The organism is Georgenia ruanii (assembly GCF_009193175.1).
In the GTDB taxonomy this organism is placed as follows: Bacteria; Actinomycetota; Actinomycetes; order Actinomycetales; family Actinomycetaceae; genus Georgenia; species Georgenia ruanii.
Genome location: NZ_VUKE01000001.1, coordinates 135,365 through 159,878 on the forward strand (window position 1 = coordinate 135,365; position 24,514 = coordinate 159,878).

The 24,514-nt window shown below is 75.1% G+C and carries 20 protein-coding genes; 3 read left to right on the plus strand and 17 right to left on the minus strand.

Translation table 11 applies throughout. The annotated features are described in order from the left end of the window. Positions 1–147: 147 nt before the first annotated feature. Positions 148–453 (minus strand): hypothetical protein, encoded by a 306-nt coding sequence (locus GD880_RS00615; protein ID WP_152229701.1) that lies wholly within the window; start codon positions 451–453, stop codon positions 148–150. Positions 454–556: 103 nt separating this feature from the next. Then, on the minus strand, positions 557–4,120 hold the full coding sequence (smc, locus tag GD880_RS00620; RefSeq protein ID WP_152229702.1) for a chromosome segregation protein SMC: 3,564 nt from the start codon (positions 4,118–4,120) through the stop codon (positions 557–559). Between the two features lie 146 nt (positions 4,121–4,266). On the opposite strand from smc, the gene GD880_RS00625 reads away from it, so the two are divergent. Continuing rightward, complete coding sequence (locus GD880_RS00625; RefSeq protein ID WP_319593240.1) at positions 4,267–4,677, plus strand: VOC family protein; 411 nt, start codon at positions 4,267–4,269, stop codon at positions 4,675–4,677. An 18-nt stretch (positions 4,678–4,695) separates the two neighbouring features. Here the strand turns inward: GD880_RS00625 and GD880_RS00630 are convergent, their stop codons facing one another. The 10 genes from GD880_RS00630 to GD880_RS00675 all read right to left on the minus strand — a co-directional run bounded on the left by GD880_RS00630 (position 4,696) and on the right by GD880_RS00675 (position 17,385). Next, positions 4,696–5,670 carry an MsnO8 family LLM class oxidoreductase gene (locus GD880_RS00630; RefSeq protein ID WP_226909271.1) on the minus strand — a complete coding sequence of 325 codons (975 nt, stop codon included), beginning with the start codon at positions 5,668–5,670 and terminating at the stop codon, positions 4,696–4,698. 197 nt (positions 5,671–5,867) lie between these two features. Beyond that, on the minus strand, positions 5,868–6,299 hold the full coding sequence (ndk, locus tag GD880_RS00635) for a nucleoside-diphosphate kinase (protein ID WP_152229705.1): 432 nt from the start codon (positions 6,297–6,299) through the stop codon (positions 5,868–5,870). Between the two features lie 60 nt (positions 6,300–6,359). Further along, positions 6,360–6,785 (minus strand): DUF4233 domain-containing protein, encoded by a 426-nt coding sequence (locus tag GD880_RS00640; RefSeq protein ID WP_226909272.1) that lies wholly within the window; start codon positions 6,783–6,785, stop codon positions 6,360–6,362. A 92-nt stretch (positions 6,786–6,877) separates the two neighbouring features. Then, complete coding sequence (gene dhaM, locus GD880_RS00645) at positions 6,878–7,642, minus strand: dihydroxyacetone kinase phosphoryl donor subunit DhaM (RefSeq protein ID WP_226909273.1); 765 nt, start codon at positions 7,640–7,642, stop codon at positions 6,878–6,880. Further along, positions 7,639–8,277 (minus strand): dihydroxyacetone kinase subunit DhaL, encoded by a 639-nt coding sequence (dhaL, locus tag GD880_RS00650; protein WP_152229706.1) that lies wholly within the window; start codon positions 8,275–8,277, stop codon positions 7,639–7,641. The genes dhaM and dhaL overlap by 4 nt, the downstream gene beginning before the upstream one ends. Positions 8,278–8,376: 99 nt before the next feature. Beyond that, positions 8,377–9,378 carry a dihydroxyacetone kinase subunit DhaK gene (gene dhaK / locus GD880_RS00655; protein WP_152229707.1) on the minus strand — a complete coding sequence of 334 codons (1,002 nt, stop codon included), beginning with the start codon at positions 9,376–9,378 and terminating at the stop codon, positions 8,377–8,379. 351 nt (positions 9,379–9,729) lie between these two features. Next, positions 9,730–11,406: a bifunctional folylpolyglutamate synthase/dihydrofolate synthase gene (locus GD880_RS00660; protein WP_152229708.1), complete on the minus strand. Its 1,677-nt coding sequence runs from the start codon at positions 11,404–11,406 to the stop codon at positions 9,730–9,732. After that, positions 11,406–14,666: an isoleucine--tRNA ligase gene (gene ileS, locus GD880_RS00665; RefSeq protein ID WP_152229709.1), complete on the minus strand. Its 3,261-nt coding sequence runs from the start codon at positions 14,664–14,666 to the stop codon at positions 11,406–11,408. The genes GD880_RS00660 and ileS overlap by 1 nt, the downstream gene beginning before the upstream one ends. Positions 14,667–14,966: 300 nt before the next feature. Further along, complete coding sequence (locus GD880_RS00670) at positions 14,967–16,481, minus strand: N,N-dimethylformamidase beta subunit family domain-containing protein (protein ID WP_152229710.1); 1,515 nt, start codon at positions 16,479–16,481, stop codon at positions 14,967–14,969. A 136-nt stretch (positions 16,482–16,617) separates the two neighbouring features. After that, on the minus strand, positions 16,618–17,385 hold the full coding sequence (locus GD880_RS00675; protein ID WP_226909274.1) for an SDR family oxidoreductase: 768 nt from the start codon (positions 17,383–17,385) through the stop codon (positions 16,618–16,620). Between the two features lie 79 nt (positions 17,386–17,464). Here GD880_RS00675 and proC point away from each other — a divergent pair, with 79 nt between their 5' ends. Continuing rightward, positions 17,465–18,286 (plus strand): pyrroline-5-carboxylate reductase, encoded by an 822-nt coding sequence (gene proC / locus GD880_RS00680; RefSeq protein WP_152229711.1) that lies wholly within the window; start codon positions 17,465–17,467, stop codon positions 18,284–18,286. A 67-nt stretch (positions 18,287–18,353) separates the two neighbouring features. Then, positions 18,354–19,607 (plus strand): endonuclease/exonuclease/phosphatase family protein, encoded by a 1,254-nt coding sequence (locus GD880_RS00685; RefSeq protein ID WP_226909275.1) that lies wholly within the window; start codon positions 18,354–18,356, stop codon positions 19,605–19,607. Between the two features lie 93 nt (positions 19,608–19,700). Here GD880_RS00685 and GD880_RS00690 read toward each other — a convergent pair whose 3' ends face one another. The 5 genes from GD880_RS00690 to GD880_RS00710 all read right to left on the minus strand — a co-directional run bounded on the left by GD880_RS00690 (position 19,701) and on the right by GD880_RS00710 (position 24,504). Continuing rightward, positions 19,701–20,840 carry an ABC transporter substrate-binding protein gene (locus tag GD880_RS00690; protein WP_152229712.1) on the minus strand — a complete coding sequence of 380 codons (1,140 nt, stop codon included), beginning with the start codon at positions 20,838–20,840 and terminating at the stop codon, positions 19,701–19,703. A 70-nt stretch (positions 20,841–20,910) separates the two neighbouring features. After that, positions 20,911–21,687: an ABC transporter permease gene (locus GD880_RS00695; protein WP_152229713.1), complete on the minus strand. Its 777-nt coding sequence runs from the start codon at positions 21,685–21,687 to the stop codon at positions 20,911–20,913. Continuing rightward, positions 21,684–22,505 carry an ABC transporter ATP-binding protein gene (locus GD880_RS00700; RefSeq protein WP_152229714.1) on the minus strand — a complete coding sequence of 274 codons (822 nt, stop codon included), beginning with the start codon at positions 22,503–22,505 and terminating at the stop codon, positions 21,684–21,686. Before GD880_RS00700 ends, GD880_RS00695 begins: the two co-directional genes overlap by 4 nt. After that, positions 22,502–23,476, minus strand: a complete 975-nt coding sequence (locus GD880_RS00705) for an ABC transporter permease (protein WP_152229715.1) — start codon at positions 23,474–23,476, stop codon at positions 22,502–22,504. Before GD880_RS00705 ends, GD880_RS00700 begins: the two co-directional genes overlap by 4 nt. Next, on the minus strand, positions 23,473–24,504 hold the full coding sequence (locus tag GD880_RS00710; RefSeq protein WP_152229716.1) for a TIGR03842 family LLM class F420-dependent oxidoreductase: 1,032 nt from the start codon (positions 24,502–24,504) through the stop codon (positions 23,473–23,475). Before GD880_RS00710 ends, GD880_RS00705 begins: the two co-directional genes overlap by 4 nt. Positions 24,505–24,514 lie beyond the last annotated feature (10 nt).

Sequence of the window (24,514 nt, forward strand, 5' to 3'; positions counted from 1 at the left end):
CCGACCGACGCCGCGCAAGGAAAGCCCGGCCCTGCACATCACTCGACGGCGGCCGTCCTAGCTCGCTCCTGAGCGCGAGGCACCGTTGGAATGCGCCGCGCCAGGCTCTCGCGCGGCGTGGTCGTGCCGCCGCGCGTCCCGACGGGGTCAGCGCCGCAGCAGGCGGGCCTGCTCGCGAGCGAGCTCGAAGCGCGAGCGCAGCTCCTCGGGCCGGGTGTACGCGGGCTCGGCGGTCTCGCCGAGCGTGAAGAGGTCCTCGATGGGGGTGTCGCGCGCCACGGGGGCGGTGGGGCGCAGCTTCGCCGCCGCGAGCTCGTCGGAGCGCCAGGCCTGCACGCTCCCGCGCACCCAGGCGACCCAGCCGCCCTCCGGCCGCCGCTCCACCGCCACCAGCACGAGCACCCCCACCGCGCACAACGCCGTCACGAGCATCCCGATCATCGCCCCAGTCATGCCTCCAGTATCTCCGGAACGGACGCGTCCGCACCGGCGGGCCCCGCGCGTCGGTCGGGCGGCCGGCTCCGGCTCCCGGTTCCCCGTTCTCCGTTCCCCGGGCTCAGGCGGCCGGCTCCGGCTCCCGCTCGAGGCGCTGGGAGATCACCGTGGTGACGCCGTCGCCGCGCATCGTCACGCCGTAGAGGGCGTCGGCCACCTCCATCGTGCGCTTCTGGTGGGTGATGACGATGAGCTGGGAGCTGGCGCGCAGCTCGGTGAAGATCTCGAGCAGCCGGCCCAGGTTGACGTCGTCGAGCGCGGCCTCGACCTCGTCCATGACGTAGAACGGGCTGGGCCGGGCCTTGAAGATCGACACCAGCAGCGCCACGGCGGTCAGCGAGCGCTCGCCGCCGGAGAGCAGGGAGAGCCGCTTGACCTTCTTGCCGGCGGGACGGGCCTCGATCTCGATGCCGGTGGTGAGCATGTCGTCGGGGTCGGTGAGCACCAGGCGGCCCTCCCCGCCGGGGAACAGGCGCGGGAACACCTGCTCGAACTGGGCGGCGGTGTCCGCGAACGCCTCGGCGAAGACCCGCTCGACCCGCTCGTCGACCTCCTTGACGATCTGCATGAGGTCCGCCCGGGACTTCTTGAGGTCGGCGAGCTGGTCGGTGAGGAACTTGTGCCGCTCGGCCAGGGCGGCATGCTCCTCCAGGGCCAGCGGGTTGACCTTCCCCAGCCGGGCGAGGTCACGCTCGGCCGCGCGCAACCGCTTCTCCTGCTCGGCCCGCACGTAGGGCTTCGGCGCCGGGGGCTCCTCGCCGTCGGCCACCGGGGCCGTGGACGGCACCGGCCGGTCCGGGCCGAACTCGTCCACGAGCACCTGCGGGTCCAGGCCGAGCTCGGCGACCGCGCGCTCCTCGAGCTGGGTGATGCGCAGGCGCTGCTCGGCGCGGGCGACCTCGTCGCGGTGGGCGGCGTCGGTCAGCCGGGCCAGGTCCGTGCCGATCTCCTCGAGCTCGGCGCGCACCGCGGCCAACGCGGTCTCGCGGGCGGCCCGCTCGGCCTCCGCCGCCTCGCGCTCGGCGGCCGCGGCCGCCACGGAGCCCTCGATCGCGGCCAGCGCGCGCGCCGCGCCCTCCCGCACCTCGGCGGCCACCTGGGCCTGCGCCGCCCGGCGGGCCTCGCGCTCGGCGGCCTTGCGGCGGGCCTCGCGCTCGGCCCGGGCGGCGGCGGCCAGGGACGCGGCCCGCCCGGACAGGCCCTTGACCTGCTCCTCCAGGCCGCGCAGCGCCAGGCGGGCCTCCGTCTCGGCGGCGCGGGCGGCGCGGGCGGCCTCGGTGGCCCGGTCGCGGGCCTCGGTGGCGCCGGCCAGGTCGTCCTCGGCCTGGACCGGCTCGCGCTGGGCGATCTCCAACCGGTCGGCCAGGGCCGCGAGCTCGGCGGCGTGCTCGGCGATCTCGGCCTCGACCCGCTCGATGGCCGGGCGGGCGCGCTCGGCCTCGGCCTGGGCGCCGCGCAGGGTGGAGCCGAGCCGGCCCAGCTGCTCGGCGACCGCGGCCAGGCGCGCGTCCGAGGCGTGCAGGTCCTCCAGCGTGGCGCGGGCCCGCTCGCGCGCGGCCTCGACGCGCTCGCGCGCGGGGCCGATGGCGAACCGGGCCCGCTCGACCCGGGCGGTGGCGGCCTCGACGGCGGCGGCGGCCTCCTCGTGGGCGGCGTGCAGCTCGAGGACGCTGGGGGCGCCCGGCGCCCCGCCGTGGGCCGCCGCCGCGGAGAGGACGTCGCCGGCGCGGGTGACGGCGGTGAGGGCCGGGTCGGCTTCCAGCGCGCGGCGGGCCTCGGCGAGGTCCTCGACGGCGACGACGCGGGCGAGCAGGTGCTCGACGGTGCCGCGCAGCGCGGGGTCGGCGACGGTGACGAGCTCGGTGGCCGGGCGGGCGCCGTCGACGGCGGGGGCCTCGCCGTCGGGCGCGGCGGCGCCGGCGACGAGGAGGCGGACCTGCCCGGCGTCGCCGTCTCGCGCCTGGCGCACGGCGTCGACGGCGACGTCGACGGACTCGACGACGGCCGCGTCGGCCAGCGGGCCGAGCACCGCGGCGACGGCGTTCTCCCAGCCGGGCGCCACGGCCAGGTGCTCCGGCACGGTCCCGCGCAGACCGGGCAGCCCGGAGTCGACCAGCGCGCCGGTGCCGTCCTTGCGGCGCAGCGACAGGGCCAGGGTGTCGCGGCGGGCGGACCAGGTGGCGCGGTCGGCCTCGGCGGCGCGCTCCTCCTCCACGAGCGCGGCGACCGCCTGCTCGGCCTCCTCCAGCTCGGCGGTGGCCGCCTCGTGCGCCTCGTCCAGGCCCTCCTCGCCCTCCTCGACGCCGGCCACCTGCTGCTCGAGAGCGGTGAACTCGGCCTGCGCCGTCGCCGCCCGCTCCCGCGCGGCGGTGAGGGTGGCACGCAGCCGGCCGAGCTCGGCCTCGGCCGCCTCCAGCCGGGAGCGGCGCGCGCCGACCTGCCCGGTCAGGCGCGCCAGCCCCTCGCGCCGGTCGGCGACGCCGCGGTGGACGGCCGCCAGGGCCCGCTCGGCCTCGCGCTCGGCGTCCTCGGCGGCGGCCCGCTCGGCAACGACCCGTTCCAGGCCCTGGTGGGCGTCGTCGAGCCGGGCCTGCAGGGCCTCCTCCTGCTCGCGGGCCGTGGCGGCGCGGGCCTCGAGCTCCTCGGGGTCGCGCCCCGGGGCGGCCTCGGCCGCGGGGGCGCCGAGCAGCCGGCAGCGCTCGGCGGCGACGTTGCCCAGGGAGCGCAGCCGCTCGCGCAACCCGGAGAGCTGGTACCAGACGTCGGTGGTCTGCCCCAGGCGCGGGGCGGCCGCGGCGGCCTGCTGCTCGAGGGCGGCCTGGCGGTGGCGGGCCTCCTCCTGGGCGGCCTCGACGGCGGCGCGTCGTTCGCGCAGCGCCGTCTCGTCGGCGACGTCCTGGGCGAGGGCGGCGGTGAGCTGGACGAGGTCGTCGGCGAGGAGCCGGGCGCGGGCGTCGCGCAGGTCGGCCTGGACCACCTGGGCGCGCCGGGCGACGTCGGCCTGGCGGGCGAGCGGGCCGAGCTGGCGGCGGATCTCGGCCGACAGGTCGCCGACGCGGGCGAGGTTGGCCTGCATCGCCTCGAGCTTGCGCAGCGCCTTCTCCTTGCGGCGGCGGTGCTTGAGGACCCCGGCGGCCTCCTCGATGAAGCCGCGCCGCTCCTCGGCGCTGGCCTGCAGCACCGAGTCGAGCCGGCCCTGGCCGACGATGACGTGCATCTCCTTGCCCATGCCGGTGTCGGAGAGCAGCTCCTGGATGTCGAGCAGGCGGCACGGGTTGCCGTTGATGGCGTACTCCGACCCGCCCGAGCGGAACAGCGTGCGGGAGATCGTCACCTCGCTGTACTCGATGGGCAGCACGCCGTCGGCGTTGTCGATGGTCAGGGAGACCTCGGCGCGGCCGAGCGGGGCCCGCGAGGACGTGCCGGCGAAGATGACGTCGGCCATCGACCCGCCGCGCAGGGTCTTGGCGCCCTGCTCGCCCATGACCCAGGCGAGGGCGTCGACGACGTTGGACTTGCCCGACCCGTTGGGACCGACGACGCAGGTGATGCCGGGCTCGAGGTGCAGGGTCGTCGCAGACGCGAAGGACTTGAATCCTCGCAGCGTCAGCGTTTTCAGGTGCACCCGCGCAGCATATTGCCCGCCGGGGACGGCGCCGGGCAGGAATCCCCAGGCGGCGCTGCGGGCCGGCCGGGCCGACGCCGCGACCAGGGCCAGCGGCGCGGCCGGTCGGGCGCTACGGTGCGCGTCATGGACCGCTCCTGAACTTCATCACCCTGGCGGTGCCGGACCCCTCGGCCTCCGGCCGGTTCTATGCGGACGGCCTGGGCTGGGAGCCGGTCTTCGAGGCCGAGGGCGAGGTGGTGTTCTTCCTCATGGCGCCGACGCTCGTGCTCTCGCTGTGGCGGGCTGACGACTTCGAGGCGGAGGTCGGGGCGCTGCACCGCGGGCCGGGGACGGCACCGATCGCGCTCGCGCACAACGTGCCCACCCCTGGTGAGGTGGACGCGGTCCTCGCCGAGGCCGTGGCGGCCGGCGGCACCGTCATCGGCGGCGCCCAGGACCGCGACTGGGGCGGGCGGTCCGGCTACTTCGCCGACCCCGACGGGTACCGCTGGGAGGTGGCCTACAACCCCGGCCCCATCGGGGAGCAGCTCATGCGGGCGGCCGGCCTGGTCTGAGCGCTCGCAGCGGAACGGCTAGGCCGTGGTGAACAGCTCGGCCAGCGCGGCGTCGGCCCTTGCCTGCTCCGAACGGTCGTAGGTGGACGTCGTCGCCATGATCTCGTCGACGCCCTGGCGGACGAGCCGCCCCAGGCGCTGGGCCACCTGGTCCGCGGTGCCGTAGACGGCCTGGGCCAGGAACCGCTCGACGCCGGCGCGCTGCTTGGGCGTGCGTGGCCGGTCCCGCACGGCATCGACGTCCTCGAGGGGCGGGAAGGCGCCGGTGGCCCGCGACGCGGCCATCGCCCACGCCTCCGGCAGCAGCAGGTCGCGGGCCCGCTCCTCGGTCTCGGCGATCATCACGGTGACGCTGGCGATCACATAGGGCTGCCCCCCGGCGCCGAGGACGGCCCGGCGGTAGGCGGCCAGCGGCTCGACGAGATCGGGCAGCGCGCCGCCGACCGCCACCGGCAGTCCAGCCCGCGTGGCGAGGGCGAGGCCGCGGCGGCCCGCGAGGAGGAACAGCGGCGGCGGCTCGGCGAGCCGTGGCATGGCCGTGATCGGTCCGCGGCCCGCGAGGAACGCGCGGACCGTCTCGACGTCGGCGAGGAACCGATCGGGGCCCGCGTCCGTCGCCCGCAGCGCCTGGCGCACCGGGGCGCTGAACCCGAGCGAGCGGCCCAGCCCCAGGTCCACCCGCCCGGGATGGAGGCTCTCGAGCACCGCGAACTGCTCGGCGACGACGAGCGGGGCGTGGTTGGGCAGCATCACCCCGCCGGAGCCGACGCGGATGCGGGAGGTGCGTGCCGCGACCGCCGCGGCGAGGACGGCCGGGCTGCCGCTGGCGATGCCGGGCACGCCGTGGTGCTCGGCGACCCAGAACCGGTGATAGCCGAGCTCCTCGGCGTGCCGCGCCCGCTCGATCGTCGACGCCAGGGCGCGCGCGTCCGGCTCGCCCGCACGCGTGCGCGAACGGTCCAGCAGGGACAGGGGCAGGTCGAGCGCGGCCATCGCCCATGGCAACTGCCGGGCGGCACCCGATATTTCGGCTGGTGCTCGCTCGCTGATCCGTCGCGGCGAACGCGCTGCCGCGGAGGTTGGGGTGAGGGGGCCCTCTAGCCGAAGACCCCCTACGGCATATCCGTACGGGGTCTTCGGCTAGGCGACTGGTCGTCCGGGGTGGGGGCCCTGAGCGACTCGCGAGGGGCTCAGAGAGCCGGGAACCACAGGCCGATCTCGCGGGCGGCCGACTCCGGGGAGTCCGAGCCGTGCACGAGGTTCTGGACGACGGCGGTGCCCCAGTCACGGCCGAGGTCGCCCCGGATCGTGCCGGGGGCCGCCGCGGTGGGGTCGGTGGTCCCGGCCAGGGACCGGAAGCCCTCGATGACCCGCTGCCCCTCGACGACCGCGGCGACGATCGGGCCGGACAGCATGAACTCGACGAGCGGCTCGAAGAACGGCTTGCCCTGGTGCTCGGCGTAGTGCCGGGCGAGGAGGTCGCGGTCGGCGGTGCGGAGCTCCAGCGCGACGATGCGGTAGCCCTTGGCCTCGACGCGGCGCAGCACCTCACCGGTGAGCTGGCGCGTGACGCCGTCGGGCTTGACGAGGACGAGCGTGCGTTCGGTCTCAGAAGTGGTCACGTCCCGGCACACTACCGGCCGCGATCGACCGATACCCAGGGCGGCCGGCCGTCCGCCCCGTCAGGAGTGCGTGCGGTGGTACTCCAGCTCCGCGGCGTAGCGCTCCTGGCGCTCGACGTCGATGCGGCCCCCCACGCGCAGGGCGACGACCCAGATGATCGCGAAGATCGCGCCGACGACGAACATCATCGGCAGCGCGAGACCGGACAGCAGGAGCAGCGCCTGGATCACGGACCCGAGGACGTAGCCCAGCTTGTGCCGGAGCAGGCCGGCGCAGATCGCGCACGCCACCATCGCCGCCCCGCCGACGGCCCACACCACGCCCGGCTCCGCCAGGCGCAGCCCGAAGGCGACGAGCGAGGCGAACAGCACGATGCACACCTCGCTGACCAAGACCGACATGGCGAGGGTTCTGCGGGCGGAGCCGGGCGGGCGGGGCGCTCCGGGGGCGGGGCTCGCCGGCGCGGCGGACGTCTGGCTGCTCACCGTGCCAGGTTACCTATCCGGCGCCGGCTCCCACGTCCCGGGCCACGGCCGTCGCGCAGACCGAGACGCCTGGTGCCCGGTGAGGGTGCGGGCTATTCCTCGCCGAAGCCGTCGGCGACCGCCTGGGCGACGGCGGCCATCGCCTCGTCGGCCTGGGCGCCGCGGGCGCGCACGTGCATCTCGTCACCCTTCTCCAGGCCGAGGCCCATGAGGGCCAGCACGCTCGCCGCGTCGACCTCGTTCACGGTCACCTCGGCGTCGTAGCCGGCCACCAGCCGGGCCAGCAGCGCCGCGGGGCGGGCGTGCAGCCCGACCTTGTTGTGCAGCGTGAACGTCTTGGCCAGCTCCCCGGCCCCGGGCGCCGGCGCCGCCGCCGGCACGCCGGCGGGCACGCCGTCGGCCCCGGCCGGCGCCGCCGCGCCGGGGCCCTCCGGGGCGGCGGCGAAGCTGCGGGCGGCCTCGGCCACCGCCGCGGCCACCGCGGCCGGCGCGGCGCCCGACTGGGCGGCCACCGCACCGGCGACCGCGCCCTCCACCAGGGGCCCGTCGGCCAGGACGACCCGCTCGCGCGCGTCCTCGTCGAGGAACTCCAGGACCGACTCGGCGGTCATGGTGGCCGAGCCGAGGTCGGTGAGCACCACGACCCCGCTGACGCCGGGCTCGCCGAGCAGCCCGGTCACGGCGGACTCGACCTTGTCGAAGCTCGTGCCGACCCGGTCGTCGTCGGTCCCGCCGGCCGGGCGCAGGCGGACGTCGGGGGCCATCTGGGCGGCGACCTCGACGACCCCCTCGGCCAGCCGGACCGAGTGCGAGACGACGACCAGGCCCGGGCGGCCGGTGTCGTCCCCGGCCGTCACAGCGACTCCGCGGCCTCGGCGGCCGCGGCGAGGAGCAGCGAGGACGACTCCGCGCCCGGGTCGCGGTGCCCGGCCGACCGCTCGCCGAGGTAGCTCGCCCGGCCCTTGCGGGCGACCATCGGGATGGTCGCGTCCGACCCGGCGGCGGCGGCGTCGGCGGCCGCGCGCAGCGCCTCGGCCGGGCCCTGCCCGTCCTCGGCCGCGCGGCGGGCGGCCTCGGCGGCCGGCCCCCAGGCGTCGACCATGGTCTTCTCCCCCGCCTCGGCCTTGCCGCGGGCCCGGATGCCCTCCAGGCCGGCCTCGAGCATGCTCGCCACCCCCGCGGCGTCGAGCTCGCCGTCGACCGCCTTGGCCCCGCGCAGGAACGCGGTGCCGTACAGCGGGCCGGCCGCGCCGCCCACCGTGGACATCAGCGTGGTGGCCACGGTCTTGAGGACGTCGCCGACGGTGTCCGGGCGCAGCGTGGCGAGCTTGGCGGTCACGGCGGTGAAGCCGCGGTCCATGTTCTCGCCGTGGTCGCCGTCACCGATGGCCCGGTCGAGCTCGATCAGGTCGATCCGGTGGTCGGAGACCGTCTTGGCGGCCCGGGCGACCCAGTCCAGCGCCCAGTCGGTCCCCAGGGTGGCAGCGCTCATGCATCCTCCTCGATTCTCGTGCCCGTGCGGGCGCTCACAGCGTGCGCCGCCCCGGCGCGGCGGTCAAAGCCGGCGCCGGGGCGGCGGTCCGGTCCGCGGTCAGAGCCCGCGCCGCAGGGCGGGGGTGTTGACCGGCGCGTCCCACAGGGCGGTGAGGTCCTCGTCGAGGCGCAGGACCGTGACCGACGCGCCCTGCATCTCCAGGGACGTGATGTAGTTGCCCACCAGCGACCGGCTCACCGTCAGCCCGCGGCCCTCGAGCACGTCGCGGGCGTGGTTGTAGACGAGGTAGAGCTCGGACAGCGGGGTGCCGCCCATCCCGTTGACGAAGAGCAGCACCGGCGCGCCGGCGGCGAGCTTGAGGTCCTCGAGCACCGGGGCGAGCAGCTGATCGGTGATCTCGTCCGCGCTCGCCATGGGCACGCGGTGGCGGCCGGGCTCGCCGTGGATGCCGATGCCGATCTCGATCTCGTCCTCGCCGAGCTCGAAGGACGGCTTGCCGGCGTGCGGCACGGTGCACGGGGTCAGCGCCACGCCCATGGACCGGACGTTGTCGATGACCTTCTGCGCGACGGCGGTGACGGCGTCGAGGTCGTCCCCGCGCTCGGCGGCGGCCCCGGCGATCTTCTCGACGAGGACGGTGCCGGCCACCCCGCGCCGGCCGGCGGTGTAGAGGGAGTCCTCCACGGCGACGTCGTCGTTGACGACGACGGAGCGCACCGTGATGTCCTCGGCCTCGGCCAGCTCGGCGGCGGTCTCGAAGTTGAGCACGTCGCCGGTGTAGTTCTTGACGATGTGCAGCACGCCGGCGCCGCCGTCGACGGCCTTGGTCGCCTCGAAGATCGGCTCGGGGGTGGGCGAGGTGAACACCGCGCCGGGCACGGCGGCGTCGAGCATGCCGGGGCCGACGTAGCCGGCGTGCAGCGGCTCGTGGCCCGAGCCGCCGCCGGAGACCAGCCCGACCTTGCCCTGGCGGGGGGCGTCGGCGCGGACGACGTAGATGGGGTCCTCGTTGACCCGCACGAGGTCGGCGTGGGCGCGGCCGAAGCCGCGCAGGGACTCGGCGACGACGGTCTGGGGATTGTTGATGAGCTTCTTCACCGACGTGCTCCTTCGGTAGCCGGGAGGGTCCGATACGGACCACGGGCTTATCCTCGCCCCTCCCGGCACCACCCGACCAGCAATTGGCCGTCCGTGCACGACGAGCGGACCGCGGTGAGCAGGCGTGCCCCGCCTCATGCGGCCCGGCGACGCCCGGCCGAGCGCCGAGGTGCGCGCGCCGCCCGCCGACCTCCAAGGTGCGCGCGCCGCCCGCCGCCCGCCGCCCGCCGACGAGGTCGAGGCATTCTGGTCGCGCGCACAACCAGTACCTCGACCTCGCGGCGGATCTCCGGCGGCCAGCCCGCGCCGCCCGCCAGAGTGGCAGGCCGGCTGCGGCCGGAGGCCGCGGCGTCAGGCGGAGGTCTTGCCCATCAGCGCCCGCGCCTCGGCCGCCAGCAGCACCGAGCCGGCCACGAGCACCCCGGTGGTGGTCACGACCTCCTCGGGGTCCCGCTCGGCCAGGGTCGCCGCCTTGTCGATGGCGTCGTCGAGCCGCTCGGCGACGTGGACCCGGTCCTCGCCGAAGACGTCGACGGCGATCTCCGCCAGCTCCTCGACGTCCATCGCCCGGTCGGTGGTGGCGTGGGTGACGACCACCTCGCTGAGCAGCGGCTCGAGACCGGCCAAGACGCCCTCGGCGTCCTTGTCCGCCATCACTCCCACGACCCCGACCAGGTGGGAGAAGGCGAAGGCCTCCTCCACCGCCGCGCGCAGGGCCTCGATGCCGGCCGGGTTGTGCGCGGCGTCGACCAGCACGGTGGGGCTGCGCCGGACCAGCTCGAGCCGGCCCGGGGAGTCGACGTTGGCGAAGCCCTGCTCGACCACGCCGCCGTCGAGGGCGCCGCCGCCGAAGAACGCCTCCACCGCCGCGAGCGCGAGCACGGCGTTGTGCGCCTGGTGCTCGCCGTGCAGCGGGAGGAAGACGTCCTGGTACACCCCGGCCGGGGTGCGCAGGGTGAGCAGCTGCCCGCCCACGCCCAGCTGCCGGTCCAGCACCTCCAGCTCCTGCCCGTCGCGCAGCAGCCGCGCGCCGTGCTGGGCCGCGGCGGACATGATGACGGCGTCGACCTCCTCGGCCTGGTCCGCCGAGATCACCGTTGAGCGGTCGGTGATGATGCCGACCTTCTCCCCGGCGATCTCCTCCAGGGTGTGCCCGAGCCAGCGCTCGTGGTCGCGGTCGATGCGGGTGAGCACCTCCACCGTGCCGTCGGCGACGTTGGTCGCGTCCCAGCGCCCGCCCATGCCGACCTCGACGACGGCGACGTCCACCGGGGCGTCCGCGAACGCGGCATACGCCATGACGGTGAACACCTCGAAGAAGCTCAGCCGCGGCCCGCCCGCGGCCTGCGAGCGCGCGTCGACCATCTCGACGTAGGGCGCGACGTCCTCCCAGGTGGCGATGAACTGCTCGGGGCTGATGGGCTGGCCGTCGAGGGCGATGCGCTCACGCACCGAGTGCAGGTGCGGGGAGGTGAACCGGCCCGTGCGCAGGCCCCGCTCGCGCAGCAGCCGCTCGACCATCCGCGCGGTGGAGGTCTTGCCGTTGGTGCCGGTCAGGTGGATGAGCGGGTAGGCCTTGTGCGGGTCGCCGAGCAGCTCGAGGACGTCGGCCACGCGCTGCAGGCTGGGCTGGACGTCGTGCTCGGGGGCGCGGCTGAGGATGGCCTGGTAGATCCGACGGACCGCCTCCTCCGCCTGGGCGTGCGCGACGGCGCCGGCCCGCTGCTCGGCCTCGCTGGGGCCGGCCTCCTCCTCGTGCAGGACCTCGTCGGCCACGTCCGGGTCGGGCCCGGCGAACAGCGGCGAGCTGAGCAGGGCCTTCAGGCCCGCCTCGTGCTCGTCCTCCGCCGGCTCCTCGCCGGGCGCGGCGGCGGGCGCGGCGGCGGCGTCATCGGGGGCGTCGGGGGCGTCGGCGGCCGCCATGAAGGCGGCGATCCGCTCGCGGGCCTCGCGCTCGGCCTCGGCCGGGTCGCGGGGGGACCGCTCGCCCTCGGGGGTGCGCTCGCCGTCGGGGGTGCGCTCGCTCATCAGGCCTCCATCTTCCGGACGCGGGCCTCGGGGGCCTCGACGTCGCCGGCGGTGACGGCGACCTCGAGGGCGAGGGTCTCGTGGGCGATCAGCTCCTCGTGGGCCTGGACCCACGCCAGCTTGTCCGCCGGGACGACGAGGTCCAGGTGGATCCGGTCGGCCACGTACAGGTCGGCGGCCTTGCGGGCGTCCTGGACCACGCGCACGACGTCGCGGGCGTAGCCCTCGGCGGCGAGCTCGTCGTCGACGGCGATGTCCAGCACCACGAACCCGCCGCCGGGCAGCACGGCGGCCACGTGGGCGTCACCCTCCCGGCTCTCCACCTCGGTGGTGAGGGTGAACTCCTCGGGCAGCAGCTCGATGCCGTCGGCGACGACGACGCCGTCGCCCTCGCGCTGCTCCCAGAAGCCCTCCCGGGCCGCCTTGATGGCCCGCTGCACGTCCTTGCCCAGCCGCGGCCCGGCGGCCCGGGCGTTGACGGTGAGCTTGGTGACGACGCCGAACTCCTCGGCGGCGCCGTCGGCCAGCGCCCGCGGGTCCACGTGCTTGACGTTGACCTCCGAGGCGATCAGGTCGGCGAACGGCTCGAGCGCGCCCGGGGTCTCGACGACGACGGTGAGGGTGCGCAGCGGCTGGCGCACCCGCCGGGAGTGCGCCTTGCGCAGGCCCAGGGTGGCCGAGACGACGTCGCGGACCTGGTCCATCGCGGCCACGAGCGCGTCGTCCGCAACCGTTTCCGGCAGCTCGGGCCAGTCGGTCAGGTGCACGCTGCGCCCGCCGGTCAGGCCGCGCCAGATCTCCTCGGTCACCAGCGGCGCGAGCGGCGCCATGACCCGGGTGAAGACCTCCAGCGCGGTGTAGAGGGTGTTGAACGCGCCGGAGTCCTCGGCCCAGAACCGGTCACGGGAGGTGCGCACGTACCAGTTGGTCAGCAGGTCGAGGTGGTCGCGCAGGGACTGCACCGCCCCGGGCACGTCGTAGGCCTCCAGCTGGGCCCGGACGGTGGCGGCCAGGTCGCGGGTGCGGGCCAGCAGGTATCGGTCCATGACGTGCAGGCCGGCTACCTCCTCGGCGTCGTCCAGCGCCACCGGGCGGGCGAGGTACCCCGTGCCGCCGTCGAGCGTGCCGGCGTAGAGGGCGAAGAAGTACCAGGCGTTCCACAGCGGCAGGAGCACCTGGCGGACGTTCTCCCGGATGCCCTCCTCGGTGACGATGAGGTTCCCGCCGCGCACCACCGGCGAGCCCATGAGGAACAGGCGCATGGCGTCGGACCCGTCGCGCTCGAAGACCTCGTTGACGTCGGGGTAGTTGCGCAGCGACTTGCTCATCTTCCGGCCGTCGGAGCCGAGCACGATGCCGTGGGAGACGGCGGTGCGGAAGGCGGGCCGGTCGAACACGGCGGTGGCCAGCACGTGCAGGGTGTAGAACCACCCGCGGGTCTGCCCGATGTACTCCACGATGAAGTCGCCGGGGTTGTGGTGCTCGAACCAGTCGCGGTTCTCCATCGGGTAGTGCACCTGGGCGTAGGGCATCGACCCGGAGTCGAACCAGACGTCGAGGATGTCCTCGATGCGGCGCATCGTGGACTTCCCCGTCGGGTCGTCCGGGTTGGGCCGGGTCAGCTCGTCGATGTAGGGCCGGTGCAGGTTGGGCTCGCCGTCGGGGCCGAGCGGCAGGCGGCCGAAGTCGGCCTCGAGCTCGGCGAGGGAGCCGTACACGTCGGTGCGCGGGTAGGCCGGGTCGTCGGAGACCCACACCGGGATGGGCGTGCCCCAGTAGCGGTTGCGGGAGATCGACCAGTCCCGGGCGCCGGCGAGCCAGTGGCCGAACTGCCCGTCCTTGATGTGCTCGGGCACCCAGGAGATGTCCTGGTTGAGCTCGACCATGCGGTCGCGGAACTCCGAGACCCGCACGAACCAGCTCGTCACCGCCTTGTAGATCAGCGGGGTGCGGCAGCGCCAGCAGTGCGGGTAGGAGTGGTCGTAGGTCTCCTGGCGCACCAGCACGGCGCGCTCGGCCTCGGGCCGGCGCCCCAGCGGGCCGGTGCCGCGCTTGAGGTCGGCGATGATCGCCTTGTTCGCCTCGAACACCTGCTGGCCGGCGTAGTCGGGCACCTCGGTGGTGAACCGGGCGGCGGCGTCGACCGGCACGACGGTGCCGATGCCGTGGGCCTGGCACACCGCCATGTCGTCCTCGCCGAAGGCCGGGGCCTGGTGGACCAGGCCGGTGCCGTCCTCGGTGCTGACGTAGTCGGCGGCGACCACCTGCCAGGCGTTCGGGCCCGGCGCCTGGTCGTCCGGGCGGCCCATGAAGTAGTCGAAGATCGGCGCGTACCGCCGCCCGGCCAGCTCGGTGCCCGGGAAGGCGGCGACGACGTTCGGCTCCTCGCCCAGCTCGCGGGCGTAGGCGTGCAGGCGGGACCGGGCGAGGATGACCCGCTCCCCCGCCAGCGGCCCGTCCTGCGGGGCGACGGTGACGTACTCGATGTCCGGGCCGACGGCGACGGCCAGGTTGGAGGGCAGGGTCCACGGCGTCGTCGTCCAGATGAGGGCCAGCTCGCCGGTCTCCAGGCGCACGCCGACGGTGACCGAGGGGTCCTGGCGCATCTGGTAGACGTCGTCGTCCATGCGCAGCTCGTGGTTGGACAGCGGGGTCTGGTCGTGCCAGCAGTACGGCAGCACCCGGTAGCCCTCGTAGGCCAGGCCCTTGTCGTAGAGCTGCTTGAAGGCCCAGATCACCGACTCCATGAAGGTGGGGTCGAGGGTCTTGTAGTCGTGGTCGAAGTCGACCCAGCGGGCCTGGCGGGTGACGTAGTCGCGCCACTCCTGGGTGTAGCGCAGCACCGAGTCGCGGCAGGCCTTGTTGAAGGCCTCGATGCCCATCTCGTCGATCTGGGTCTTGTCGGTGATGCCGAGGATCCGCTCGGCCTCCAGCTCGGCGGGCAGGCCGTGCGTGTCCCAGCCGAAGCGCCGCTCGACCCGGTGGCCGAGCTGGGTCTGGAAGCGGCCGACGACGTCCTTGACGTAGCCGGTGAGCAGGTGGCCGTAGTGCGGCAGGCCGTTGGCGAAGGGCGGGCCGTCGTAGAAGACGAACTCGTTCTCGCCGTTCTCGCCCGCGGTCCGGTTGTCGATCGAGGCCTGGAAGGTGCCGTCCTGCTTCCAGTACTCGAGCACCTCCTGCTCGAGCGCGGGGAAGCTCGGCGAGGCCTGCACCTCGCTGCCCGGGCGGTGGAGAGGGTAACGCTGCGGCTGGTCAGCCAATGCTGCTCCTCGGTCGGTGACGACTTGTGCTGGCTGCGAGGACGACGCCGTCCCGCGGGCCCTGGCCCGCGCGGCCGGTGCCGCGGTACCACCTCGCTTGCCCCGCCCGGCGTCCGCCGGTCGTGACCGCTCGAGAAAGGCTGTGACGGGCCTGCCCGTCCGGTTCTACTGGGGGCCGGTGGGCCCTGTTCTTCCGGAGGCTCGCCGGTGATGGCCGGGTCGACGCCTGTGGGGCCGAGTGTAGCGCCGACCGGCGGGCGGCCGCGGCCCGACGTCGCCGCCGGCGGCCCCGCCCCGCGCTCAGCCCGGCTCGGGCACGTTGTCCATCGCCGGGTGCGCCTGGCCGGCGGGGCCGGCGGCGAAGGCGTCGAGCAGGTTCGTCGTCACCTGGCTGACGATCGCCTCGTTGCTCCCGGCGTCCGCCCCGGTGCCGGCGCCGTGGTCGAGCGCCCGGACCCACATGTTGGTGCCGACGTCGAGCACGCCGGCCCCGCTGGGCGTCGAGTAGTAGGCCATGTCGGCGTAGGAGCGGCGCCCGCCGCAGGTGACGGGCGAGTGCGCGAGGACCTGGATCGGCCGGGGGGTGGGCACCGCGAGGTTGACCCGGTCGTACTCCGAGCCGACCAGGTCCGGCAGGGTCGTGCCGGGGCCGGCGCCGCTGCCGGCGAAGAGCCACGCCGGGGTGTCGGTGAGGACCATCGGCGCCATGACCGGGTTGCACTCGTAGAAGGTGCCGGTCAGGTCGGACTGCGGGCGCGGGCGGGGGCCGCGGGGCCAGTCCGCCGTCACCTCGGCGTCGTTCTTGCCGAGCAGCGGGTCGAGCCGCGGCTCCTTGTAGTCGATCTGCAGGCGCCGGTCCCCGGTGCTCGTTCCGTCGAAGCGAATGTGCCGGTAGACGGCGTTCGCGCCGAGGAAGGCGACGTTCGTGCCGGCGTCCCGGGCGGCGGTGAGCCGATCGCGCATGACGGTCGACCAGTACTCGTCGTGACCGAGGGAGATCACCGCCCGGGCGCCGCGGACGGCGGCGGGGTCGCGGTCGAGGTCGACGTCGGTGAGGTAGCCCAGGTCGACCCCGCTGCGCTCGGCCAGACGGACGGCGGGCAGCTCGTCGACCAGGAACAGCCCCGTGCCGTCGTTCTTGTCGTACGGCCGGTCGAAGCTCACCGCGTAGGAGCGGTCGCGATAGCCGTCGGGGCCGGTGTAGAGACTGCGCCCGCCCCACGTGTTGTAGGCCTGCCAGGTGGTGACGGCGTTGAGGATCATCACCCGGCCCGGCGCGTCCGGCGTGCGCAGGGTGAGCGGGACGTAGGTCTGCCCGCCGGAGTCGGCGGTCAGGCGAATGAGGTAGTCACCGGGCACCCAGCCCGCGGTCGGCACGGTGAGGGACGGGTCCCAGGGGGCGCTCGCCGTGCGGGTGTCCGCGGTGGTGACCGCCGGGGCCTGCTGCCGGCCGGCCACGTGCCGGGAGGACCAGGACCGGCGGGCCCCGACGCCGTCGTACCAGCCGACCCGGAACGCCTCGGCGCGGAACCCCGGCGCCGTGGTGGACACGAACAGGCGGACCTGCTGCCCGGGCTCGGCGCTGACGGTGTCGGCGTAGCCCTCGATCTCCCCGGGCCGGCTCGGCTGGGCGATCTGCCAGCCGGGCGTGCCCGCGTTGGCGTTCTCGGTGCGCACCCAGTCCGCCGAGGCGGCCGGACTCGCGCCCTGCTGCGGGTAGGGGCTCTCCGGGCCGGACGGGGACGGCGTGGGGGTGCAGGCGGCGACGGCGAGGACGACGGCGGCGGCCAGGAGCCGCAGGCGGCGCGATCTCACGGCGCGCTCCCTCCGGTGCGGCCTGCGGCGGGCCGGCCCGGAGGCCGGCGCTCGCGCCCGCCCGACCACGTCATCGGGCGGCAGGAAGGAGCCTACGCACGCGCCGGCCGCGCCCGCAGCCGGTGCACGCGAGGCCTCACCCCTCGCGCGCCACCACGGTGTTGGAGGCCTGCGCCCGCGGGCGGATGACGAGCTGGTCGATGTTGACGTGCGCGGGGCGGGTCAGCGTCCAGACGATGGCGTCGGCGACGTCGTCGGCCACCAGCGGCTCGGCCACCCCGGCGTAGACGCGCTCGGCGGCCTCGGCGTCGCCGTGGAGGCGGTTGAGGGAGAACTCCTCGGTCCTGACCATGCCGGGGGCGATCTCGATCACGCGCACCGGCTGGCCGACCAGCTCCAGGCGCAGCGTGGCGGGGATCATCCGCTCGGCGTGCTTGGCCGCGGCGTACCCGGCCCCGCCCGGGTAGGTGTCGTGCGCGGCGGTGGACGTCACGGTCAGCACGTCGCCGCCGCCGTCGGCCCTGAGGTGCGGCAGCAGCGCCTGGGTCAGGCGCAGGGTGGCGAGCACGTTCATCTCGAACATCCGGGCCCACTCCGCGACCTCGCCGGTGGCCACCGGGTCGGCGCCCAGCGCGCCGCCGGCGTTGTTGACCAGCGCGCGCAGCGGCCCGGCGCTCCGCACGTGCGCGGCCAGGGCGGCGACGTCGTCGGGATCGGTCAGGTCGGCGGGGAAGGTCGCGCAGCCGGTCTCCGCGGCGAGCGCCGCGAGGCGGTCCGCGCGCCGGGCCGTGGCCAGCACCTGCCAGCCCTCGGCCCGCAGCCGCCGCACGGTGGCGGCGCCGATGCCGGAGGAGGCGCCGGTGACGAGGGCGCGCGGGAGGGTGGGCTCGTTCTGCGATGGCATGGCGTCATCATGCCGCCCCCGCGCCATACTGTGCCGGACGGGTCGGGGCCGCCGGCCCCGCGCGAGCAGAGGGAGCAGCATGCGGGTCGGGTTCATCGGCGCCGGCAACATGGCCGGCGCGATCGTGCGGGGCATCGTGGCGTCCGGGTCGGTCGCCCCCGAGGACGTCGTCGTCACCAGCGCCCACGGGAGCTCCGCCCGGGCCCTGGCGCGCGAGACCGGCGTGGACGTGCTGGGCACCAACGAGGAGCTGGTGGAGCAGGTCGGCGCCGGGGGCGTGGTCGTCCTCGCCGTCAAGCCGCACGTCATCCCCGAGGTGCTGCGCCCGCTGCAGGACCTGCTCGCCGAGCACGGCTCCCTGGTCGTCTCCCTCGCGGCCGGCACCACGCTGGCCCGCCTGGAGAAGCTGCTGCCGGCGGGGCAGGCGGTGGTGCGGGTCATGCCCAACGTCAACGCCCAGATCGGCGCGGGCATGGCGGCGGTGTGCGGCAACGCCGAGGCCGGCGACGAGCAGGTGGACAGCGTCGTCGGGCTCTTCGAGGCGGTCGGCCGGGCGATCGTGCTGCCCGAGCGGGACTTCGCCGCCTACTCCGCCATCGCCGGCTGCTCCCCGGCGTTCGTCTTCACCTTCATCGACGCCCTCGCGCGCGGGGCGCTGCGCAACGGGCTGCCCAAGGCGCAGGCCGTGCGCATCGCCGCCCAGGCGGTCCTGGGCAGCGCGCAGATGGTGCTCGAGCGGGCGGCCGACGGCGCCACCCCGGCGGACCTCGTCGACATGGTCACCTCCCCCGGCGGGACGACCGTGGCCGGGTTGGTGGCCATGGAGGAGGCGGGCTTCTCCCCCGCCGTCGTCCGCGGCGTGCAGGGCGCGGTCCAGCGGGACCGCGAGCTGGACGGCTGACGACCCCACCCGTCCCCAAACGTCCCGAACCCTTTCCGTCCGATGGCCACGTTGTTACCTTGGCCACATGCGGACGCGGATGCGGGCGCTGGGCGCGCTCGGGGCACTGACGGTGGCAGCCGTCGGGGCGGCCGCGCCCGCCGGGGCCGCCCCCGCGAGCGGGCCCCGCGACCACCAGCACACCCTGCGGGTGGCCACGTTCAACGCCTCGCTCAACCGGTCCCAGCCGGGCGAGCTCGTCGCCGACCTGGCCTCGGGCGCCGACCGCCAGGCCCGCGCGGTCGCCGCGATCATCCGGACCACCGCCCCCGACGTCGTCCTGCTCAACGAGTTCGACCACGACGACGCCGGGGAGGCCGTGGACCTGTTCCGGCAGCGCTACCTCGCGGCCGGTGCCGCCGCGGGGGGCGCGTCCGCGATCGACTACCCCTATGCCTACGCCGCGCCGGTCAACACCGGGGTGCCCTCCGGCCGGGACCTCGACCACGACGGCACCGTGGGCGGGCCCGACGACGCGTGGGGCTTCGGGACCTTCCCCGGCCAGTACGGCATGGTCGTGCTCTCGCGCTACCCCATCGCCACCGACGCGGTGCGCACCTTCCAGCACTTCCGGTGGCAGGACATGCCCGGGGCCCTGCTGCCCGACGACCCGGCCACCCCCGAGCCGGCGGACTGGTACGCCCCCGAGGTGCTCGCCCAGCTGCCGCTGTCGAGCAAGTCGCACTGGGACGTGCCGATCGAGGTCGGCGCCACCACGGTGCACGTGCTCGCCGCCCACCCCACCCCGCCGACCTTCGACGGCGCCGAGGACCGCAACGGCCGGCGCAACCACGACGAGATCCGCTTCTGGGCGGACTACGTCGCCGGCGGGCGGGCGGGCGAGTACATCTACGATGACGCCGGCCGCCCCGGCGGGCTCGCGGGTGGCGAACGGTTCGTCGTCGTCGGCGACTACAACGCCGACCCGCGCGACGGCGACTCCACCGCCGGCGCGATCGACCAGCTGCTGGACTCACCGCGCCTGCGCGACCCCGAGCCGACCTCCCGCGGCGCCGTGGAGGCGGCCGCCACCCAGCGCGACGCGAACCTCGCCCACCGTGGCGACGCCGCCCTGGACACCGCGGACTTCACCGACAACCCCGGGCCGGGCAACCTGCGGGTGGACTACGTGCTGCCCTCGCGCAACCTGCCCGTGCGCGACGCCGGGGTCTACTGGCCGATGGCGGACGAGCCGGGCTCGGAGCTGACCGGCCAGCACCCCTTCCCCAGCTCCGACCACCGGCTGGTGTGGGCGGACCTGCGCGTGCCCGGTCTGCACTGATCCCGGGGGAACGCCGCCGCCCGCTCGGGCTGCGCCCCGTGGCGGGCAGGTGGGGCCGGGCCCCGCGAGCCCGGCCCCGCACCGGCCGGCCGGTCAGTTCCCGCCGGGCTTCAGCTCGACCTGGACGGGCGCGAAGTCCTGGCCCACGACGTCCACGCCCTCGTTCTTCAGCTCGTCCAGCGCCTGCTGGACGTACTCGTTGGAGTAGGCGGTCGCCGGCGGCTGCTTCGTGATGATGGTCGCGCCGGTCTCGTTGGAGGTCTCCATCGCCATCTTCACCGTCGCGTCCCACGCGGCCTGGTCGATCGTGCCGACCCCGCCGGAGGCGGAGGGCCAGATGAGCTTGTTCGTCTCGTTGACCATCCACAGCTGGTGGCTCGTGCCGAGGGTGGAGCCGGCCTCGGTGACGATCGTCGCGGCCTCCTCCGGGTGGTCCTTGGCGTAGACCCAGCCCTTGATCGAGGCCTTGATGAAGGCCACGGTCGTCTTCTGGTAGGCCTCGTCGGACGCCAGCCGGCCGGCGTCGGCCCAGATGGCGTCCTGCAGCATCGCGGTGCCGACGTCGTTCCAGTCGATGACGGTGAAGTCCTGGGGCTGGTAGAGCTCGCCCGTCGCCGGGTTCTCGGCCTCGAGCAGCTGGGCGTACTCGTTGTAGGTCATCGCCTGGGCGGCGTCGATGTCGCCGGCCAGGAAGGCGTTCATGTCGAACGCCTGGGTGACCAGGGTGAAGTCGGTGACGTGGGCGCGGTTGAGCGCCGCGAAGAGCTCCCACTCGTTGCCGAAGCCCCAGCTGCCGATCGTCTTGCCCGCGAGGTCCTCGACGGAGGAGATGCCCGAGTCGGCGAACGCCACCTGGAGGGTGCCGGAGCGCTCGAAGATCTGCGCGACGTCGGTGATGTTCGCGCCCTGCTCGATGGACCCGAGCACCTTGGGCACCCAGGCGATCGCGTAGTCCACCTCGCCGTTGGCCAGCGCGTCCTGCGGGACGATGTCCCCGCCGCCCTGGACGATCTCCACGTCGAGGCCGGCGTCCTTGTAGTACCCCTGGTCCACCGCCGCGTAGTAGCCGGCGAACTGGCCCTGGGTGAGCCACTGCAGCTGCAGCTTGACCGGGGTCAGGCCGGCGCTGCCGCTCGCGCCGGGCTTGGGCTCGTCGGTGGTGACCGAGCAGGCGGCCAGGGTCAGCGCCGCGGCGGCCGCGACCACGGCCGCCATGCGTCTCGTGATGGTCATGTCGTACCTCTTCCTGGGGGATGGTGTCCGGCGCCTGGCGCCCTCGGCGGGCCGAGCTCTGCTGCGGTGCTCATCCCCCGGCCGCCCCCAGCCCGGTCCGGCGCCGCACGACGCTCTCGAGCGCGAGGGTGACGGCGTAGAACGCCAGGCCGAGGATGATGCCGCCGACGACGAACGCCCAGGCGCGCGAGTAGTTGCTGCCCGCGGCGGCCGTCGTGATGAAGGACCCGATGCCGGTGCGCGGACCGCCGAAGTACTCGGCCACCACCGCGGAGATCACCGCGAGCGAGGAGGCGAGCCGCAGCCCGGTGAACACGAACGGCAGCGCGGTGGGGACCGTCACGGTGCGGGCCGCCTGCGCGCCGCTCACGGCGTAGACCCGCATGAGGTCGCGGTGCACCGGCCGGACCTGCCGCAGGCCCCGGAGGGTGGTGACGAACACCGGCACGAACGCCGCGATCCCGGCCACGACCCGGCGGGCCGTCTCGGTGTCGGCGCCGAGCATCGTGTACAGCACCGGGGCGAGCGCCACGATCGGGACGACCGCCAGACCCGCGACCAGCGGGGACATCATCCGGTCCACGGCCGGGACGCTGCCCGCGACGACCGCGGCCACCACCGCGCCGAGCGCCCCGACCACCAGCCCGACGAGGGCGTTGGCGCCGGTGGCGAGGAGCGCGCGGGAGACGGTCGGCCACATGGCCACGAGCTCACGACCGATCTCCGCCGGGCTGGGCAGCAGGAAGGCGGGGATGCGGGCCACCACGACGAGTCCCTGCCAGGCCAGGAGGAGCACGACGACGGCGACGAGCGGGGCCAGCACCCGCTCCAGCGGCCGGCCGCTCATCGGGTCTCGACCCCGCGCACGGGCGCCGGGCTGCCGGCGTGCAGCACCGCGCGCACCCGGCGCACGGCGTCGAAGTACGCATCCTCCTCGCGCAGCTGCTCCGCGCCGCCCCGGCGGTCCAGCGCGACGTCGACGACCTCCCGGATCCGGCCGGGCCGGGGCGACATCACGACCACCCGGTCGGAGAGGTACACGGCCTCGGGGATGGAGTGGGTGACGAAGACGACGGCGGCGCCGGTCTCGACGCAGATGCGCACCAGCTCGGTCTGCAGGCGTTCCCGGGTCATCTCGTCCAGGGCGCCGAAGGGCTCGTCCATGAGGAGCAGGCTGGGCCGCTCGGCGAGGGCCCGGCCGATGGCCACGCGCTGCTGCATGCCGCCGGAGAGCTGGTCCGGGAAGTGCTCGGCGAAGTCGGACAGCCCCACGAGCGCCAGCAGCTCCTCGGCGCGGTCCCGGCAGGCCCGCTTGTCGGTGCCGTGCAGGGCCAGCGGCAGCTCGACGTTCGCCCGCACCGTGCGCCACGGCAGCAGCCCGGCCTGCTGGAACGCGATGCCGTAGTCGTGGGCGAGCCGGGCCTGCTCGGCACCGCGACCGAAGACGCTGATGCGCCCGGTCGTGGGCCGGTCGAGGTCGGCGATGAGCCGCAGCAGGGTGCTCTTGCCGCATCCCGACGGGCCGATGAGCGAGACGAACTCGCCGGCGTGGACGGCCAGCTCGATGCCCTCCAGCGCGACGACCGCGGCCGGGCCGGTGCCGAAGACCCGGCCGACGCCGTCGACCTGGACGGCCACCGCCGTCGGGTCCCCGACCCCGTTCACGCCGGCACCTCCGTCCGTCGGAACCGGCGCAGGGCGACGCCGAGGGCCGCGACGATGCCGGCGGTGACGAGGCCGAGCAGCACCGCGCCGAGCAGCGGCGCCCAGGGCCGGGCCGGGGCGCTGGAGGCGAAGTTGGCGAACTCGACGATCATGCGGCCCACCCCGCCGGGCAGGCCGGTGGAGACCTCGGCGACGACCGTGCCGACCACCGCGTTGGCCCCGGCCAGGCGCAGCGCCGGCAGCAGGTACGGCACGCTGGCGGGCAGGCGCAGCCGGCCCAGGGTCTGCCACCAGCCGGCGCCGTAGGAGCGCATGAGGTCGGTGTGGATGGCGTCCGGGGACTGCAGACCGCGCAGCGCGCCGACGGCCACCGGGAAGAACGCGAGGTAGGCCGCGATGACCGCCACCGACATCCAGGCGTCCCACTCCCACGGGCCCACCCGGATCCTGCTGCCCCAGCTGCTCACGACCGGGGCGAGGGCGATGAGCGGCACCGTCTGGCTGAGCACCACCAGCGGCAGGAACGCGGACTCCGCGATGCGCACGCGCTGCATGGCCAGGGCGAGGAAAAAGCCGACCACCACGCCGATCGCCCAGCTCAGCAGGGCGATGGCGAAGCTCAGCCCGCACGCCCGCAGCACCGCCACGGCCAGGGCCGGCGCGCCGGTCGCCGAGCTGAGCGGGGTGCCGAGCTCGGTCGCCATTTCCCACACGTGCGGCATGGCGAGGTCGGTGGTCCGCGGCAGCACCCGCGCACCCGCCAGGCTCCAGCCGTCGGCCGGGCCGAGGAGCTTGTACAGCTCCCACACCGCCGCCAGCACGAGGACGCCGAGGAGGCCGTAGGCCACCGCCCGGACCCCGGCGCGGGTCCCGCCGGCTGCCCGGGCCGACCCGGCCGTCCCCGCGAGGGCGGTGATGGCGACGGCGTCGGCGGGGCCGGCGTCGGGGGTGCCGGCGTCGGCCGCGCTCATGCCTTGGCCAGCACGGTGGCGCGCATCGCGGGGATCACGTGCTCGCCGTAGACCCGGAGGGTCTCCTCCTTGTTGTCGTGCATGAGGTACCCGGCGAACTGGGTGACGCCGAGCTCGCGCAGCTCCCGCAGCCGGGCCACGTGCTCCGTGGGGGTGCCCAGCAGGCAGAACCGCTCGACGACCTCGTCCGGCACGAACGCGGTGTGGGTGTTCCCGGCCCGGCCGTGCTCGTTGTAGTCGTACCCCCGGCGCCCGGCGATGTAGTCGGTCAGCGCCCGCGGCAGCGTGGACCCCTCGCCGTAGCGGGCCACGAGGTCGGCGACGTGGTTGCCGACCATGCCGCCGAACCACCGGGTCTGGTCGCGCATGTGGGCCCGCACGGCCGGGTCGTCGCCGTCGCCGATGTACATCGGCGCGGCCACGCAGAACTCGAGGCTGTCCGGGTCGCGGCCGGCCCGCTCGGCGGCCTCCTTGACGGCGCCGACGGTCCAGGCGGTGACGTCCGGGTCGGCGAGCTGGAGGATGAACCCGTCCCCGACCTCGCCGGCCAGGGCGAGCGCCTTGGGGCCGTAGCCGGCCACCCACACCTCGAGGGTGGAGCCGGTGGACCACGGGAAGCGCAGCGTCGCGCCGTTGTGCTCGACGGCGCGGGAGCTGGCGAGCTCGCGGATAACGTGGACCGCCCGGCGCAGCTCCTCCAGGCTCGTGGGCCGGCCGTTGAGCACGCGCACGGCGGAGTCGCCCCGGCCGATCCCGCACACCGTGCGGTTGCCGAACATCTCGTTGAGGGTGGCGAAGGCCGACGCCGTCACGGTCACGTCCCGCGTGGCCGGGTTGGTCACCATCGGCCCGACCCGGACCTTGCGGGTGGCCGCGAGGATCTGGCTGTAGACCACGTACGGCTCCTGCCACAGCAGGTGGGAGTCGAACGTCCACACGTAGTCGAAGCCCTGCGTCTCCGCCTGCCGGGCGAGGTCGACGACCCGCGAGGCGGGCGGGTTGTTCTGCAGGACGACACCGAAGTCCATGCGCGTCTCC

What these genes read in the sequence shown, in the direction of transcription:
- proC (WP_152229711.1), top strand. Translation starts at nt 17,465, where the DNA reads ATGCGGGTCGGGTTCATCGGCGCCGGCAACATGGCCGGCGCGATCGTG.
- GD880_RS00630 (WP_226909271.1), bottom strand. Translation starts at nt 5,670, where the DNA reads ATGGCCGCGCTCGACCTGCCCCTGTCCCTGCTGGACCGTTCGCGCACG.
- GD880_RS00615 (WP_152229701.1), bottom strand. Translation starts at nt 453, where the DNA reads ATGACTGGGGCGATGATCGGGATGCTCGTGACGGCGTTGTGCGCGGTG.
- dhaL (WP_152229706.1), bottom strand. Translation starts at nt 8,277, where the DNA reads ATGAGCGCTGCCACCCTGGGGACCGACTGGGCGCTGGACTGGGTCGCC.
- GD880_RS00690 (WP_152229712.1), bottom strand. Translation starts at nt 20,840, where the DNA reads ATGACCATCACGAGACGCATGGCGGCCGTGGTCGCGGCCGCCGCGGCG.
- GD880_RS00710 (WP_152229716.1), bottom strand. Translation starts at nt 24,504, where the DNA reads ATGGACTTCGGTGTCGTCCTGCAGAACAACCCGCCCGCCTCGCGGGTC.
- GD880_RS00705 (WP_152229715.1), bottom strand. Translation starts at nt 23,476, where the DNA reads ATGAGCGCGGCCGACGCCGGCACCCCCGACGCCGGCCCCGCCGACGCC.
- GD880_RS00675 (WP_226909274.1), bottom strand. Translation starts at nt 17,385, where the DNA reads ATGCCATCGCAGAACGAGCCCACCCTCCCGCGCGCCCTCGTCACCGGC.
- GD880_RS00685 (WP_226909275.1), top strand. Translation starts at nt 18,354, where the DNA reads ATGCGGACGCGGATGCGGGCGCTGGGCGCGCTCGGGGCACTGACGGTG.
- GD880_RS00695 (WP_152229713.1), bottom strand. Translation starts at nt 21,687, where the DNA reads ATGAGCGGCCGGCCGCTGGAGCGGGTGCTGGCCCCGCTCGTCGCCGTC.
- GD880_RS00660 (WP_152229708.1), bottom strand. Translation starts at nt 11,406, where the DNA reads ATGAGCGAGCGCACCCCCGACGGCGAGCGCACCCCCGAGGGCGAGCGG.